The 15,644-nt window shown below is 62.9% G+C and carries 16 protein-coding genes and 1 pseudogene; 4 read left to right on the top strand and 13 right to left on the bottom strand.

The features are described 5' to 3' along the window. Positions 1-621 precede the first annotated feature (621 nt). The gene (locus ACVWW6_RS20970; RefSeq protein WP_271553560.1) at positions 622-1,020 is read left to right on the top strand and encodes a MarR family winged helix-turn-helix transcriptional regulator; all 399 of its coding nucleotides are present in this window, start codon (positions 622-624) and stop codon (positions 1,018-1,020) included. A 200-nt stretch (positions 1,021-1,220) separates the two neighbouring features. Then, positions 1,221-1,684: pseudogene (gene gspG / locus ACVWW6_RS20965) on the top strand (type II secretion system major pseudopilin GspG). Between the two features lie 977 nt (positions 1,685-2,661). On the opposite strand, the gene ACVWW6_RS20960 reads toward gspG, so the two are convergent. From ACVWW6_RS20960 to ACVWW6_RS20950, 3 genes are all read right to left on the bottom strand, one after another. Continuing rightward, the gene (locus ACVWW6_RS20960) at positions 2,662-3,006 is read right to left on the bottom strand and encodes a hypothetical protein (protein ID WP_271553561.1); all 345 of its coding nucleotides are present in this window, start codon (positions 3,004-3,006) and stop codon (positions 2,662-2,664) included. Positions 3,007-3,164: 158 nt separating this feature from the next. Beyond that, positions 3,165-3,392 (bottom strand): hypothetical protein, encoded by a 228-nt coding sequence (locus tag ACVWW6_RS20955; protein ID WP_271553562.1) that lies wholly within the window; start codon positions 3,390-3,392, stop codon positions 3,165-3,167. Next, complete coding sequence (locus ACVWW6_RS20950; RefSeq protein WP_271553564.1) at positions 3,346-3,726, bottom strand: hypothetical protein; 381 nt, start codon at positions 3,724-3,726, stop codon at positions 3,346-3,348. The genes ACVWW6_RS20955 and ACVWW6_RS20950 overlap by 47 nt, the downstream gene beginning before the upstream one ends. A gap of 452 nt (positions 3,727-4,178) precedes the next feature. Here ACVWW6_RS20950 and ACVWW6_RS20945 point away from each other — a divergent pair, with 452 nt between their 5' ends. Further along, positions 4,179-4,319, top strand: coding sequence for a hypothetical protein (locus ACVWW6_RS20945; RefSeq protein WP_271553565.1), 141 nt, complete (start codon positions 4,179-4,181; stop codon positions 4,317-4,319). A gap of 270 nt (positions 4,320-4,589) precedes the next feature. Here the strand turns inward: ACVWW6_RS20945 and ACVWW6_RS20940 are convergent, their stop codons facing one another. The 5 genes from ACVWW6_RS20940 to ACVWW6_RS20920 all read right to left on the bottom strand — a co-directional run bounded on the left by ACVWW6_RS20940 (position 4,590) and on the right by ACVWW6_RS20920 (position 9,450). Continuing rightward, on the bottom strand, positions 4,590-5,054 hold the full coding sequence (locus ACVWW6_RS20940) for a DUF433 domain-containing protein (RefSeq protein ID WP_271553566.1): 465 nt from the start codon (positions 5,052-5,054) through the stop codon (positions 4,590-4,592). 163 nt (positions 5,055-5,217) lie between these two features. Next, complete coding sequence (locus ACVWW6_RS20935; protein WP_271553567.1) at positions 5,218-6,771, bottom strand: AAA family ATPase; 1,554 nt, start codon at positions 6,769-6,771, stop codon at positions 5,218-5,220. After that, on the bottom strand, positions 6,768-7,367 hold the full coding sequence (locus ACVWW6_RS20930) for a hypothetical protein (protein ID WP_271553569.1): 600 nt from the start codon (positions 7,365-7,367) through the stop codon (positions 6,768-6,770). The genes ACVWW6_RS20935 and ACVWW6_RS20930 overlap by 4 nt, the downstream gene beginning before the upstream one ends. A 91-nt stretch (positions 7,368-7,458) precedes the next feature. Then, the gene (locus ACVWW6_RS20925; RefSeq protein WP_271553570.1) at positions 7,459-8,310 is read right to left on the bottom strand and encodes a metallophosphoesterase; all 852 of its coding nucleotides are present in this window, start codon (positions 8,308-8,310) and stop codon (positions 7,459-7,461) included. 258 nt (positions 8,311-8,568) lie between these two features. Next, positions 8,569-9,450, bottom strand: coding sequence for a hypothetical protein (locus ACVWW6_RS20920; RefSeq protein WP_271553571.1), 882 nt, complete (start codon positions 9,448-9,450; stop codon positions 8,569-8,571). 220 nt (positions 9,451-9,670) lie between these two features. Between ACVWW6_RS20920 and ACVWW6_RS20915 the strand changes: the two genes are divergently transcribed. Then, positions 9,671-9,877, top strand: coding sequence for a hypothetical protein (locus ACVWW6_RS20915; protein WP_271553572.1), 207 nt, complete (start codon positions 9,671-9,673; stop codon positions 9,875-9,877). 191 nt (positions 9,878-10,068) lie between these two features. On the opposite strand, the gene ACVWW6_RS20910 is transcribed toward ACVWW6_RS20915, so the two are convergent. The 5 genes from ACVWW6_RS20910 to ACVWW6_RS20890 all read right to left on the bottom strand — a co-directional run bounded on the left by ACVWW6_RS20910 (position 10,069) and on the right by ACVWW6_RS20890 (position 14,405). After that, complete coding sequence (locus tag ACVWW6_RS20910) at positions 10,069-10,494, bottom strand: hypothetical protein (protein WP_271553573.1); 426 nt, start codon at positions 10,492-10,494, stop codon at positions 10,069-10,071. A gap of 233 nt (positions 10,495-10,727) precedes the next feature. After that, on the bottom strand, positions 10,728-11,207 hold the full coding sequence (locus ACVWW6_RS20905) for a hypothetical protein (protein ID WP_456681350.1): 480 nt from the start codon (positions 11,205-11,207) through the stop codon (positions 10,728-10,730). A gap of 89 nt (positions 11,208-11,296) precedes the next feature. Continuing rightward, positions 11,297-11,659 carry a hypothetical protein gene (locus tag ACVWW6_RS20900; RefSeq protein ID WP_456681349.1) on the bottom strand — a complete coding sequence of 121 codons (363 nt, stop codon included), beginning with the start codon at positions 11,657-11,659 and terminating at the stop codon, positions 11,297-11,299. Between the two features lie 244 nt (positions 11,660-11,903). After that, a complete protein-coding gene (locus ACVWW6_RS20895) occupies positions 11,904-12,065 on the bottom strand; it encodes a hypothetical protein (protein ID WP_271553577.1) in 162 nt (53 codons plus the stop codon). Positions 12,066-12,296: 231 nt separating this feature from the next. Beyond that, positions 12,297-14,405, bottom strand: a complete 2,109-nt coding sequence (locus tag ACVWW6_RS20890) for a MobA/MobL family protein (protein WP_456681348.1) — start codon at positions 14,403-14,405, stop codon at positions 12,297-12,299. Between the last annotated feature and the right edge of the window lie 1,239 nt (positions 14,406-15,644).

Genomic DNA, 15,644 nt, shown 5'->3' with positions numbered 1-15,644 from the left:
AAATGTCGGTTCGACCGTAAAGCTCACCAGCAGAATCCGCTGGCCGTTCTATGGGCGAGTTTGCAAGTGGCGTGCTATACACGCTGTCAGCCTTGGCATCTTGAAAACCCTTTATGGTGCAGGTTAGGCCGAGCGGAATTGCAACTTCCGTTTCGGCTCGATTTTCTGTAAACTGAAAATATGAAGAAATCAATTTCCGTAAACAAAAAATCTCGAGGGCGTCCGAAGAAGGCTGGTGGGGTCTATCCCGTCTCCGCTGTCCGATTGTCGCCCGATGTCGCTACTGCCGTCGACAAATGGGCCAGCGCACAGGCGGACCTTCCCTCACGCTCCGAAGCCATCCGCCGGCTGGTCAAGATTGGGCTGAAAGCAAAAAAATGAACTTGTTGCGACGCGGCCTTTTTTGATTTGAGCATCATGATAAACGTCACCGGAACTACTCGATTCTAGCCGTGCTGAACCCGAACACAATTGTGGCCGTCGATGGAGCCGGAGAAGGCAGGCGATAGGAGACGCATCGCCAAGAGACTGAGGCGGCCGCGCGTCGCAAGGCCACCGCGAGCCGCGCCAGCCGCAGAACCGGCCGGGCCAGCGGTGCTAGCCCCTGCGGATCTATCCCATTTGCTCATCGATCGCATCCGGCGGGCACAACTTTGGATGTTCAAAGATGTCAGCCGCCGGCTCGCGGCCTTTGAGATCGGCCCGTCGCAATTCTTCGTGCTGTCCATGATCGAGGCCAATCCGGGCGCCAATCAGTTCGCCATCGCGCAATCGCTATCGATTAATCGCGCTGGAATCGGAAGGCTAGTGGACGATCTGGAGCGGCACGGTCTGGTGCAGCGCTCCGCCTCTGCCGTCAACCGCCGCTACTACGTGCTTTATCTGACCGAAGCCGGCGCCGCACTCTTAGGCCGCTTACGGCCGGCGATCGCCGGATGCGAGACGGCGATCGCCGAAAGGATTGGACCGCGCCGCTTCAGGGAAATGCAACGTGCGCTGGACCGGATGCGGGATCCCTGAAGGAAGCGCAGCCATCATCCGCGCGGCATTCTCGTCAGAAAGCGGACCTCTAGCTGCGACCATAGCTTGCCTCGATCGAGCGCATGATTGCGCATGCGGAGCCAACTCCTGAGTCGCGGTGTGGGTCAAAGGCTGAGCGGCGTCAATCCACTGTCCAAGCGAGTTTTTCTTGCGGTCTCCTAGCAAGGTCAGGTCGAGTAATGCGCCAACGTCAGCATCGTTTGAATCCGTCAAACCGCTCCCTTCACCGCCTTTTGGTACAGCAGGACGGCTTCACGCTCGTTGAAATGCTCGTCGTGACTACCATCATAGGTCTCGTCGTGGGCCTCGTCGGCCAACCATCTTTCGGAATCGAAAATCAAGGCAGCCAGAATTCAAATCGAAGGCTTCGCCCAGGCGCTTGACCTGCATTATCTCGACAATGGCACGTATCCGGCGACTGGTGTTGGATTGGCTACGCTTGTGCAGAAGCCGACCAATGTCGAGCGCCGGAACGGCCCTTACTTGAAAGGCAACGTGGTTCCGAACGATCCCTGGGGCAAACCCCTATACGTATGCATTTCCGGGGACGCATGGGTTAGCGTATGACCTCGCATCCCTTGGAGCTGACAGTCGCGAGGGGGGCACCGAGCAAGCTGCCGATATTGCCAACTGGCAGAAATAGTGCGCGTCGCCCGACGACTCACAATTGGGACACATGATGTGCTGTCGGCAGAGCTCTGGGCGCCCGGCCGTTCGATTTCGAGCACGATACGCCCGTCCCCATCACGACCCATCGCGGCTTCGATCTCCGCCGGTGCAGGGCTTCTACTCTGCCCGAATCGTCGTTGGTGCTTCTTAAATCGGGAAACACCGCCCCGCGACAGCTACAGCGGCCGCCGAGCCGACTAGCGAACTCGTAGGGCCGCCACGCCTCGTCGGGGACGTTTGGCATTCGCCATCACGTGCTGCGCGAGGAGGCGGCGTGCACTCTTCTCCTCGCTATAGGTCTTATCGGTCGGGATCAGCCTGGCTCCGTCTACGATGTACCAATATTTGACCCAGTTTGGACGTCCGTCCTTGAATGGGGGCGTATGGAGTACAAGCTTGGGCCGAGCCGCAACGGGCTTGGCAGCATTTCGACTCATCGGACAACTCCTTGGCGACATCAGGGGATTGAGGATCACTTGGCGGCTTAGTCGGACCTCTGGAGCGAGAAGAGTCAATAACGCCCGACGAGGGATGCGGGGAAAACCGATATTTTGCGCCGCTCCGCGGCCGGGGCACTCCGGTTTAGTTCCGGAGGCTGGGAGCGAGCTTATTCGGCCACAATGAACATCCCGGTAGCGTGCCGAGCGACCGCCTTTTCGGGCCCGAGGTAGCGGCGACCAACAATCTCCACTCTGGTTCGACAATCACAGGGACCGGAGCCGAATCGAGGTAGGGTTGCCGACGTGTTTGTTACAGTCGGCCGGATCGGCTCCCATCGCGACAACCTCTTCGACGGCAGCCGGCAGTTCGCATATTTCTTCGTCGGAGTTCGTTCGTAGCGTGCTTGCGTGCTAAGTTGCACGAGCGTGGTCAAGGTCAGCGGCTGGGCGGAGAGATCGAGATGGACGAGATTGGCGCAGGCGAGCGCCATCACCGTCGGCGCGGGATCGCTTACTTGAGCAGTTGGCCGAGCGGCATTGGCCCCTCGTCGAGGAGGACCTGCATGATGCGAATGCGCAGCCCGATCGGAATAGTCACGTCGCAGTAGGACCAGACCAGGTTCGCGTTGGCGCGGCGCGGTTCGCGCCGAATATCTTCGGCCGTCAAAACAAGCGGCTTGAGCTGGAGTTCACTTAGCGCGATCAACATGAGGCCCTCGTCCTCGAGGTCGCGCATGCGCCGCGCTGGGACAACGTCAAGGAAATAGGGGCCATCCTCATAGTTGACGACGACCGCATCGATCGTGACCTGCGCCAACGCAACGCGGGCTGAGGCGACGTAATCGATGGACCGCACCCGCGATCGAGGGAGGCCTGGACCAGTGCATCGCGCAGCGCCGGGTGTCGCACCGGGATCGCGGTCGTGGTCTTGATCGAGACGAAGAGAGCGGTGAGGCCCTCGGCCTCTTTTGTGTCGTACATGACCTTGAACGTTCACTCATAAGTGCTCTGCCTTCAGATCTCGATGATCAGGTTGGGATCAAAGCTCCGGTTGTCCCAGGTACGCTGTTGTGGCATCCAGGGTCCGTAGCCCTTGGCGTTCGACGCCACGCGCGTTGCACCGATGACGGTGTCATCGGACTCGTGGGTATGGCTGTAGACCCAGAGATCGGCGGACCTTAAGGCGCCGCGCCCGTCATCCGCCGCCGGCCGCATCGAGGCCGTCGCTGCGGTAGGCCGCATTGAGGATATCGTCCGGCCTCGGGGGATCTGACGGTGCCAAAGCAGCGCCAGGATGCGGGGCGTGATGGGTGATCACGACCAGCTTGCCCACGCGCGGCTTGCGCATCTCCAGTTCGAGGAACGCGCGGGCCTGCCGGTGCCGGGCCAGCACGTGGCTTGGCCGGAAGCGCTCGACATAGCGCCCGATCCTAACCTTGCGGAAATCATTCATCCGTTCGACCGCGACCATCATGGCGCGATGCGGATCGCCGAACAGGTCGAAGTCCGTCCAGATGGTTGCGCCGGCGATCGAGTCGTATCCCTCGGCCGGAACGCGCCGCACCAGGGCGCCCACCAGAGATATTTAGGCTTCCGCGGAATCAATCGCAGTCTCCTTCATTGGAAGCAAGATTTGTGATCTCCTTCGAGGCCCCTGCAACCAAAGCCCAAGCCGACTGGGCATGCGTGGCCGTGAGCGACGCGTTGGGCCTTTGCGTGAAGGCAGGTGTTCGAAGACGCGAAATGGATCACAGAGGCTCAATAAGTCAGCGAGCAACTTTATTACCTCGGTTAGTGTCTATCGCGCAGGCATAATGCCGGTATTATACAGGCATCATACGGTGCGATCGGATCTTTGCGAATCAATGCAGACACTTGCGAGGCTCGAATGATGTCTCCAAGCGCGCACGAAAATTGCCCGAGATCCTGATTTCGACGTGAACGAAGCACGCAGCTCGGCAAGACGTCCTCTTCCCTTCCCAAAGTCGTGATCGGGCCTCGCGTGCAAGCCAGGACTGAGCTTCGATCTTGGGGGTGATCGATATCTGCGCCGTGGTCCGGCTCGGCGAAGGGCCGGCCGGGGATTTCGTCGCGGCTGCCGCCGGTCGCGAGTTCAATGGCTTGCGCCTCGGGTTCGTCGCGCACGATCCCGAGGAGCGCGGACAGTGATCCGAGAGAGGATCGCGGCGCTCAGCGGATAGGTACGGCTCCTTCGACTGCTTGTCTTTGCGATTTTGCGGGAAGCGATCTTGCTCGCCGCGAAGGCGTTCGAGCCCCAGCGGCCGTGAGCTATTCTCCATGGAGGAGACCCAATGCAGCCGTGAGGTCGTTTAACCCGAAAACGTCCATCTGTACCTAAGCTCTCCCTCTCCGAGCCGAACATTGTGACGTAGCCGTGTGCAGGTAGTCCGGTCGCTCTTGATGGAGACAAGGGTCATTTCAGCCCCGCTTCACCACCGGCGCATCGCGCTCGAGCAGACGGCAGGCCTGCTGCAGGGCAGTTTTGATCTCATCCGGTGAGAGCGAGGGATAGTCCACGCGCACGATCTCGTCGGCCGATCTGTTGGCCAGTGTCGCGAAGACCGGCCCCGGCGGCACGCGCGTGCCCCGGAAGACCGGATTGCCGCTCATTACGCCGGAGTACCGCACGATGACCGGCTCATCCGCCGAGAGGCTGCCGGCAATGGTCTCGATAATTGCGATCCGAGCGAGGAACTCCAGCGTGGATTCGCCGGCTTTGCTCTGGCCGCTCCTGATCCGGCGCATCATTCCCGGCGTGACGAGATGAACCCTAGTTCCGAGAATACCGGCGATCATCGCCTTAGCGGTGAACATCTCGGCGGAATCTCTGCGCAGGACGAGCAGCAACTCGCCCTCGCATACTTGGGCATCCAGCAATCTCATGATAAGACCTTGCATAAACGGCTTGTCCGAATTTCGTGGGCTTGCCGACGCTGGACGGGGCGCTCTGGGAGGCCATCGCTAACGTCGAGGGCGATACTACCGGCCCGCGGGGAGCGTTCTGCAGGCACATTGACGAGGCCGATATTCACAGAGCCCACCATCTTCAATTTCTCGCCGCCCGCAGATCGCGCTCGCGCAGGATCGCCTCCACCATGCGGCGCAGCTGCCGCAACGAGCCGCCCCTCCAGTTGTGCGCGATCGCGGCGCGCTCGGTGCCGTCCAGCGGCGGGACCCAAACGGCATCGAGGCCGCGCTCCCGCGCGAGATCGACCATCACGGCCGGCAGCAGGGCGTCGAGGTCGTCGGGAGCCGGGCTCGGAAACGTCACCACGCGAAACCTGTCGCGGATCGGCGAGGGCAGCGGATCGAGGCTGTTCGCCGTAGCTATGTAGGAAACGTGCGAGACATCGACAGGCGTGAGCAAGGCCGGATCGGGAAAGCGGGCACTGGTCTCGGGCTCGAGAAAGGCGAGCAAGGCGTCCCAAAGCCGGCCATAGTCGGAGCGTGTGCCGGCCTTCTCCAATTCGTCGATCAACACGAGCGGATTGGCGATTTTGCCTTGTGCGATCGCCAGAAATGCGTGGCAGGGTTCGGCGGAATTCCAGCGCCTGTCCGTACCGCCGAACACGGCGCCGTCGGCGCGCGCGGCATCCTCCCGCCAAATGCTGACGCCGAGGGTCTCACCGAGCCGTCGGGCGAATCGGCTCTTGGCAGCGCCGGGCGGGCCGACCAACAGCAGGGGGCGCAGGTGGACCGTCGCACGGCCGACGAGATCGGCGAGCGCGAAGTCGATCACGTTCATCGCCCAGGGAAACTCGAATGCCAGCGCGTTGCGGACCTTGTGCAACGGCGGCGCCTCGATCAGCGGCAGGGGCGTGTTGATGGCATGCTTGAGAGGGACCAGGATTTCCTTGAGCTTGGTGTTCTTCATCTCGAGTTCGGACAGGCGGGCGACCATGACGTGGCGCTTGGGAATGGCTTTCGCGTCGACGCTCGCCGGCGCCTCCCCGCCGGCGGACATCTCGTCCTCCTTCTCAGCTTTCTGCCGGTACGCTTCCTCGAACTGCTGCCGGATCTTTGCCTTTGCAGCAGCGAGGCGGCGCTCGACCATGCGGCCTCCGAGGTAGATCGCGTTCGCCGCTGCCGAAAGGCTGCCGGACAGCATTCCTGTGCAAGCCGGCAGCGCTGCCCAACCGAAGGTGAACTGCTCGATATCGCAGCTGAGCTCCTTCTCCACATGCCCAAGGGTCTCATAAAGAGCGTGAACCAGTGCTTTGCCGACCCTTTGGTGCTCCTCAAGCTGATGAGAACTGCGCGGCGTCGGCAGCGACAGCAACCGGACGCAGTCGGCCAGGCTCCGCAAGTTCGGCTCGTCTCGCGTGACGGCACGATGATCGAGTTCGGCTGCGAGTGCCACTCCGGCATCAAACGTTCGCTCCGAGGCCCAGGCGGCGCTGTGCGGCAGCTGCGGGCACAACTCATGGATCTCTGCGATCAGTCGCTCCGAGACATGCTGGGCTCCGTTGGTGCTCAGCACGGCGTAGCGCAGGAGGCGCGGCAGTCCCTTCAGGCGCTCATCACAATCAGCGGAATCGGCTGCCGCACCCGTCGAGACAACGTCTTCAACCGGCCGGTCGGCTTCGTCGTCAGAGCTCATGCGCGGTCCGCGCAGCATCGCACAAGCGTGGCGGGGCTCAGCGGCTGCGTGAGCAGATCGAGAGAGACAAGATTGGCGCAGGCGAGCGCCATCACCGCCGCGGCGGGATCGCTTTCGGCGGCCACGGCCTTGAGCAACTGGCCGAGCGGCATTGGGCCCTCATCGAGCAGGACTTGCAGGATTTGCAGGCGCAACCCGATCGGAACGGGCACGTTGTTGTAGGACCAGACCAGTTTCGCATTGGCGTGGCGTGGCTCGCGCCGGATCTCCTCAGTGGTGAGCTCAAGCGGCTCAAGTTTGAGGTCATCTCGCGCGATCAGCACGAGGCCTTCGTCATCGACGTCGCGGATGCGCTGCCCCGGGACGACGTCGAGGACATAGCGGCCATTCTCTCGCTGGATGATGACGGCATCGAGCGGGACCTGTACGGAGGCGACCCGGGCGGAGGCGATGTAATCGATGGACCGCACCCGCGGATCGAGGGAGGCCTGGATCAGCGCATCGCGCAGCGCCGGGTGTCGTACCGGGACCGCGGTCGTGGTCTTAGCGGAGACAAAAAGATCGGTGGGGCCCTCGGCCTGTTTTTCGTCGTACATGATGTTACTTTCTCACTCGTACAAGGATGGACGAAAGCGCGTTGCTCCCGTCCGGTTGTCATCGAGATCAGCCATGGCTTGCTCCTGCCCTTCAGATCTCGACAATGCAGTTCGGGTCGAAGCTTAGGTTGTCCCAGGTGCGCTGCTGCGGCGGCCAGGGGCCATAGCCCTTCGCGTTCGAAACTACGCGCGTTGCTCCGATCACGCGGTCCTCGGATTCGTGCGTATGGCCGTAGATCCAGAGATCGGCGGGCTTTAGCGCCCCTCGCCCGTCATTCGCCGCCGGCCGCATCAGGGCCGTGAGATCGCTCCGGTAGGCTGCGCTGAGGATCCCGTCCGGGCTTGGTGGGTCGGAGAGCGCCAAGCCCGCGCCGGGATGCGGGGCGTGATGGGAGATCACGACCAGCTTTCCCGGACGAGGCCTGCGCATCTCCGCTTCGAAGAACGCGCGGGCCTGCATGTGACGCGCCAGCGCGTAAGTCGGCCGGAAGCGCTTGGAATAGCCGCCGATCCTAATCTTGCGAAAATCGACCATCCGCTCGGCCGCGACTGCCATGGCCCGATGCGGGTCGCCGAACAGATCGAAGTCCGTCCAGGTCGTAGCGCCAGCAAAGGTGACGTCGCCGATCCGAATGGAGTCGTGCTGCAGAAAATGGACGTTCGTGCCTATTGCTGCCGCTCTCGCCTTCTCGATCGTCCGGTCTAGATCGGCGCCGTAGTACTCGTGGTTGCCGGCCACGTAGATCACCGGCCGATCCGCGACCCGTTCGAGCAGCCACCTCACCCCACGTTCGGCGCGCGGGATGAGATCGCCGGCCACCACCATGACGTTGAAGTCCGGCTGCGCATCACCGGCCGGCAGGTCCCAGCCCTTCGTCAATTCCACGTGTAGGTCCGATAAGATCCACAAGCGCACGTCAGTCCTCGTCATCATCATCATCATCGAGACGCTCGGCCCGAAGCAGTGCCGCGACGAGCCCCCTCGGGCAGCTCATCGACAGAAGGCGCAACACCACATCCGCCGATCCGCAAAGCCGACAATTGTGACGGTGCGGTGTGTATTCGCACTCGCCTTTGCCGGAGCAGGAGGGGCACTGGAATCGGGCCATCACTGTCGCTCCGGTTCGCCCGCAGGCGACGAACTCTCGCTCGACGAGTCGCTCACGCTGTCGCAGACCGGCGCGTTTGCGTGGAACAGAGCTCATTGCTGAGTGGCCGATGCATCCAGGCCGCAGGTTGCGCAAGTCCGGCTCGCGCGTATGGCGGCGAGGCGGATGGCCTCTTCGATTCTCGCTCTGGTGTCGCCCGAGACCTCGCCGACCCACCTGATCAAGAGCAGGCCCAGTTTCTCGTCGATACGCGTGAACTCGAAGGTTTCGTTCTCCCCCAATGCGGCTTCGATCATGCCGCAGAGCTGCTCAAGGACATCGCGCCAGCCCTGTCTGCAGCGCGGATAGCCAGGCGACGATATCGGCTCGCCCTGCGGGAACTGGAACAGACAAGGATGCGCCTGCATCACATCGGCCTGCCAACTCTCGGTCACAGCCGTCTCAGGCCTGCCTGCCTCCACGATCGTCGGATCCTCGTCGAGGAAGCGGTCGTCCTCGCGGTCGTAACGCCGCGCCACAATGCGGTAGCCATCGGCCGCCCGGACGCGAACGAGATGGACGTTCTCCTGGCCAGACGGGGCCGGGATCAGCTCGCCTTCCACGTGGTTGACGCAACGGATCATGGAGGCTTGACCGAGGATGCACAGCCGCCCCTCCTCGCCACAGGACTCGCAGGTGCAGGCGGAGCGTGCCTTGGCAAGCGCGACGGCCTCGTGAAGCCCGGCGACCGTCTCGGGCGATACGTCACCACGCCAATAGACCCGTAGCGCTGCGGATTTTTTTACAACCTGGCTGATCCGGATCGTCTCGCCCGGCTGCAGGGCCGCTTCCATGCGCCTGCAGAGGCGACCGAGCAGATCGCGCCAGCCATCGCCGACGTCGGCCTTCACCTTTGGCGGGTCGCTAACCGGGTCGAACAGATCCGGATGCGCCAGCACGAACTCGAGCCGCCAGTCACGCTCCACATTCGCCATTGCAGACCTCCTGCCGTCGTCATTGCAGCGGGGAACAAATCATAAACATCAACCTATGTCAACGTTCATATATATACAAATACATATATTTAAGTCTGGAGCGCCCATCTTCATATATCCAAAGCCACCTATGGCCATTTGGCAAAACCCCGCCTAGATTGGACGCGCCCAAGGATTCGCTGAGGTGCGAATCCTTGCCCCTTCAGCGCCGGAGAGGCTCATGAGTGACGCAAGAAAACCCACAAAGAAAAGCAAGGCGCCGACCGGGCAGCAAAAACGAAACTTCTTTGCCACCCTGTCCGCCGACGTGATCAAGTCGATCAAACGGGCTGCCCTCGATGACGACACCACGGCGTCGGAGATTTTGAACGAGGCTGCCCGGGACTGGCTCGAACGGCGCAGGCACAAGACATCCAAGGCTGGCTAGTCGAGAGCCATGCGCCATCGGCACGCTCGCCTCGGAGACTGCGCTCAAAGTAAGCACGACTGCTTCGGCGCGCTGCGTGCATGACGTGGCAGCGCCCGGCTCGACGCGCTCCATCAGAGCTCCGATCCCGCCGGTGCCGGCCGGTCGAGCCCGCACCATGTCGGCCTTGAGGCTGGACGCGAGCCGAACAGTCATGCCCGGCTCTCCCTACCGGCGCGCGGGACATCGAATGCGCGCAGCGCGTTCAGCACCGCCTTCTCGGACGGCGCAAAGCCGCCGCGGAGAGCCGGCTGGCCGCAGCGGAAGTCGAACCAGGATGCGCACATCAAATCGGCGCGGCACGGATCGGGCTCGGCGCGATCGATGACATGGGCAAGCACAATCGCGCATCTGGGCTCGCCCTCGAGCGCAAGGCGGAGCACGGCCGTCAACGCAATGTCGGTCTTGATGCCGCCGAGCCGCCTGATCGGCATCAAGGACAGCACCAGCGCGATCGCGGCATCCACATTGCCTTGCAACGCCGGCTCGACCTCGGCCCCCTCGATCAGCCTTGCGACCTGCTCGAGCGCGGAGCAGATGGCGAGGAACTCCGTCGCCCGAAACGCGTCCGCAGGCATCGACCGCCACCAACGTAGCGGCGCGATCTGAACCAGGGCGCGGACAACCGGCGAAGTGGTCGGGGATCTTCGCAGCGTTGCCATCGCGCGGAAGCTTCGCGGTCCCACTGCAGGCGACGCTGATCCCGACGAGCGTGCCGCCGTCGCCGGCATGATCGGAAAGACCGGCCGCACTAATTTGCCGGGGCTCCTGCCCCGGCGTCATCATGGAATTGGACATTTGGCGAGCCCTCCTACGTCGCGCGCCCGATCGGCGGCGCATTGCGGGGGAGCACCCACTTGGTGCCGGCGACATGAGCTCCGGCCACGAACTTTGCCGCGACCGCTGCGCTGAAGAAGCACCAATCGACTTGGAAGCGCAGGCGATCCGTCACACCAGCGATCGGAACCACGACGTCCCGGGCTAGCAGGTCGGCGCGCAGCCTCTTGATGTTCTTCCGCAGGCTGTGGGTCTCCGTCGCTCGCAGCTCCGAGCCAGCCGCGACGACGAACCCCTGATCGGCGTGGTAGCCGCGGGCCCAGATGCCGCGATAGTCAAATGCGAACTCTTCGGGCACCGGTCGTGTCGGGCAGGCGATCTCGACGGCTTCCTTCGCATCGTCGCTGTCATCGCCCTTCCCTTGCGCGGTCGGCTGGCTCAGGAGATTGCCGTCGACAACCCGGCATCCGGCGTCGAACAGGAGGCGCCGGGCCTGCGTCGCGAGCAGCTCCAAGGTTGCGGTCTGTTCGAGCCGCCAGGGCAGAACCCGCGGCTCCACGGTGTTGGCGAGGCGAACCAGCCCCGCCTCTCTGGCGAGTTCGCTCAGACGGTGCTCCAGGTAGAGCCGCGTCGACCAGTCCTCGTGCGCGGCTCCTCCTGCGCATGGATCAGGAAGACATCGCTGGCGAAAGCTTTGGCGGGATCCACCACGTGCTCGGCGATGCATTTCATCGCGTAATGACTCTGGCCGAGGTAGGCTTGGCCGCCCCCTGTGAGCAAATAGCAGGCAGACCATTGGTCCATGCTCGCCGAAAGCCGCCTCGCCATCTCCATTGGAAACGTCGTGACCGCGAGCCGGCCCGCCGGATCGCTGATCAGGCGATAGCCTTCGATGCCGCCGAAGGGGCGATAAATGGTGTGGGTGCAGGGCTGAAGCTGCAGGGTCATCTCGGAAGAAAACTTCATCGATCGATCTCTCTATGTTTGAGAGATCGCAAAGCACGACATCGGACGGGCTGACGCGCCGCCGAACGCCTGCCGGACTTGGCAGGGGGCGGGCTGTCATCGCAGCTTGCGTGGCCTGTCTCGCAAGAATCGCGACGCCAGGATTGGTGGCGCTAGCAAGCGGGATCGCCAATGCATGCAACGGACCGGGACCGATCCACGCGACGCCGTCGCGCCGCATGTCGTCGAGCCTCGCGATCGGTGCCTAGCTGATGGTGGCGGCGATGACGGAAAGGGAGATGCCGCCCGCGGTGGGCCCGACATCGGGCACGACAGCGCAGCCGCCGGTCACACAGGACCGGACATAGCGCAGCAGAGAGTACGCGAGAAGGAACGCCGAATCGGCGTTATAGTGATGCCTAGCCATAATGACTCCTAGTCGGTCGTTGTGGTCAGGCCGTCGTTTGGTGTTGGCGCACCGGCGGCGGCCGCCTTCGCGAGGGACGCGAAGTCAGACCAATATGTTGCCTGCGCGCGGAAAATTCCAGCACGCCGCAGCCCTCGTTCGACATGCATGGTTAACGACAGCTCTCGAGACAGGTGTTCTGCCTGGCAAGCGTGAGCTGACGCGGGGCCGCAATTTCGCAGGGTCGGAACGTCAAGGACGCGGCGCTTGGTAGTCGAGCTCCTCCGTCTCGACCGCATCACCACTGGCCGCGCTGATTTCGGTGGGCCACTGCGGGATCGGCTGGGGACGCCTCGTCGGCAGCCGAGGCCTCGCGCTCCCAGGGGAGCTGATGCCGTCACGCCGAAGCCCGGACGATTGCCGGATCTTCCGACGCAGGAATTCGTCAAAGTCCTCCTGATATTGTCGCTGCCGCCTAGCGTCGGCCTCGAGTTCACGCGCATCGCGCGCCAGCGTAATTGGATCGGGTTTGACCATCCACGAGTCGTCGTCCGGCAGCGGTTCCAGACCTTCGAAAGCCTCGGACGACGAACCGGCGGTTCGGCTCGCATCCTCACCAGCGGCCACACGCCGGCTGTCAGTGCCCGGCGTCGCGATGGGCGCAACCGCTGAAGCCAGGCCGGCGAGCTCGCGCGACAGGTGGAGTGGAGCAGTGCGCGGCACCCTCAGGTCCGCCGGCGATCGAGGAAGGTTGTTGGAGGCGACACCCAGTCGGGGCGGCCGGGGGTCCTCTCTGCGATGTCCGGACATCCGAGCGATTGCCTCGGACGAGGAAGCAGCCGTTCGCCTCACATCCCCACCAGCGGCCACGCGCCGGCTGTCGGTGCCCGGCGTAGCGATGGGTGCAACGGCGGATGCCGGATCGGCGACATCGCTCGACTGGACCGGAGCGGCGTTCGGCACCACCAGATTTGCCGGCTGTTGAGGATGATCTTCGCAGACCACATCCACTTGCCGGGGAGCATCGAGGGCTTCATCCGCCTGCGTGCCAACCTTGTCCGCCTCAAAGTTCGCAAAGAATTCTGCGGCGATCCCGAGCGGATCATGGCGGGCAATCGCGGCCTTCATCTCGCCGAAGAATTCCCGCGCAATGAGGTCCCGGGCGGAGGTGCTGGGGGCGCGATTGACCATGAACACGCCTTCGGAGGCGGCCGCGATCGCCAACAAGTCGGCAAGGCGTGCACCTCCCTCCACCACCAGGGCCGGCCAGTCGAGCTCGCGCACGAACCGCGCCACGATTGCAGCATCCTCCGAATTGCCCGTTGCCGCGATCCTGAACGCGTGGCCGTCGAAGGAAACAGAGCTCCCGCGCAGCGCCACCGCCGGCGAACCCAACCGCGCATGCAGCTGGTAGCCTGCCTTCTGCGCCGCATCCGCGAACTGCATCCTGAGTTTGCTTGCCCGCTTGTTGTCGACAGAATACACGGCCGCGTTTGTCACGATCACGCCCCCATCCTCTGGCCCCGGAACTTGCTTCGGCGCTTCGTGTTTTTGCTTCAGCTCAGGGTTCTCCACCAGCTGTTCGATCGCCTCAACCTCCCTGCCCTCGTTGCTCGCGCAAACCATCCGGCGCGGCCGCCGCGCCTTCGGAATTCCCGCTCCCTTCGCATCGTTACGGCGCGGATCGACGTACGCGTCGATGCCTAGGACCGCGCAGCCAAGCGTGAGCCTCCCCCCGAGGAGGGCCCGCGCGTACCGCCCTTGGTCGCGCCTGAACAGCGTATTCCACCTTTCTTCCTTCAGGCCGAAACCGTGTTGCTCCAGCGTGCGTTGCGCGAGCCAGCCGTGAGCGTGCGGGTTCAGTTTGCCGTCGCTTGCAACGACGCACTCAACATCGAGCCGCACCGCCATGCCTCGCTCGACGAAGGGCAGTAGCGCGAACGCCGCAAGCGGCAGTAGCAACATGCGCGGGACCGCGCGTGGGAGGCTGAAATCAACAATTCGACCCTCCTGCCCGTCCCACCGCTTTTCGGTGCACACGGCCGCGCTGCGAAAATACTCCCAGTTCTCGAACGCCTCCGGCGCGCCCATCGGTAGCAACACGCCGCCTCCGACCCGGCAATCGGCATAGCGCCGGTAATCGACGCGACCGAAGCGATCGGTCACCCACGTGCAAGTCTGATACGCGAACCTATGGCGGGCGGTATAGCCCTTGGTCGGCTGCACAACACCGAAGTGGATAGAGCCGCTGAATGACACGGTTGCCTCCGACACATAATGGACGGTCGTCGTCGTCTGGCAACGGGCTAACATCTCACCCTGCAAGTCCCTAACAGACACGGCTCGATAGGCCGCGCTCATCACGATTGAAATCCAAGCCGGCCAGTGGTGATCCCTCTTCGCAATTGAGTTTTCACAGCAGAAAGGCGTGCCGTGTGTCGCCGCAATGCTCCGCGACGTGCCCACGAAAATGGAGATCGAGGTCGGCGTCACTTGTCCCTTAGCGTCGACCTTTTGCCGATGATCGGAAGCAACTCAGGCGCGTACGGTGGCCTAACCATCCTGCTGTCAGACGACCTCACCGTGCCGCAGTAGGGCTTTGAGGAACCCAAAATCGCCAAATACGAAAACTTTTCGCATTTGGCGATTTTCCAGACCTGCAAGCCATTGTAATCAATGGCGAAATACCGATCGCACCGTATAGTGCGGGTATTATGCGGGCATAATGCGGGCATTATACCGGTGCGATCGGCGTTCCGAACCGCCCACAAATGCCTAATGGCGGACAGCCGACTGTAACCAGCTGTCTCCATTCGCGCATTCGCGGTCCAGGCAAGCCGGCTTGGCTGGCCTACGTAGGCGTACCTTGTCGCCCCATTCGCCACCGCGTGGCGAAATCAAGCAACACAGGCCGCCAACCGAATTGCAAAATTGCAAAGAGAGCCGGTTCAATAAGGTCGCGAGCCGGCGCCAACTGCCGACGGATAGACCATGTGTCGGCGTCAGCACAGCTGCGCGTGAGAATTGGCTTTCAAGAAGCTCGAGGCCTAATGACATGTTAGGCCTCCCTGGCCGCTGGCTTGGGCATCGCGCTCAAGACCGCAGGACCAGCAGGAGATCGCAAACCCGGATCGAGCGGGGACCGTGATCATGGCGGCCCCCCAACAATTTCCTTCCCTGCAGGGAAATCCAGGGTGGCAAATGCCGCCGCTCATGCACGTGAAGGGCCTACCTGCGAGGCCCGAACACAGACCCGGGACAATTCGTCGGGACAGAATGAGCCAGTGTCCTGATTGGCACCAGCACCGGCGACTTTCCACGTCTGTAGAATGCTCCGCAAAGGGCCGCCAGTGGGCGCGCCCAAAGCGCGCCTATAAGATCGCGCAACCGAATAGGCCCTGGCCGTCCGGACAATTTCTCATGTGGCGCAAAGTGGGCGCGAAGATATGAGCCTCAGGCGGCGGGCAGCCGACGCACCAACGGCAGGCGCACGCGAGCTCCGTTCTGCCGCAGGTCGAGGCGCTCGCGCAGGCTCTTCACAAAATGCCGATCGTGTGTGCGAGGTTTATCGCCCAGAAACTTCTGCAAAGGGCAGTAAAT

Source organism: Bradyrhizobium sp. USDA 3311, from assembly GCF_054062495.1.
Note: the sequence above shows the minus strand (reverse complement) of the source record. Positions and strands in the feature narration are given on the sequence as shown.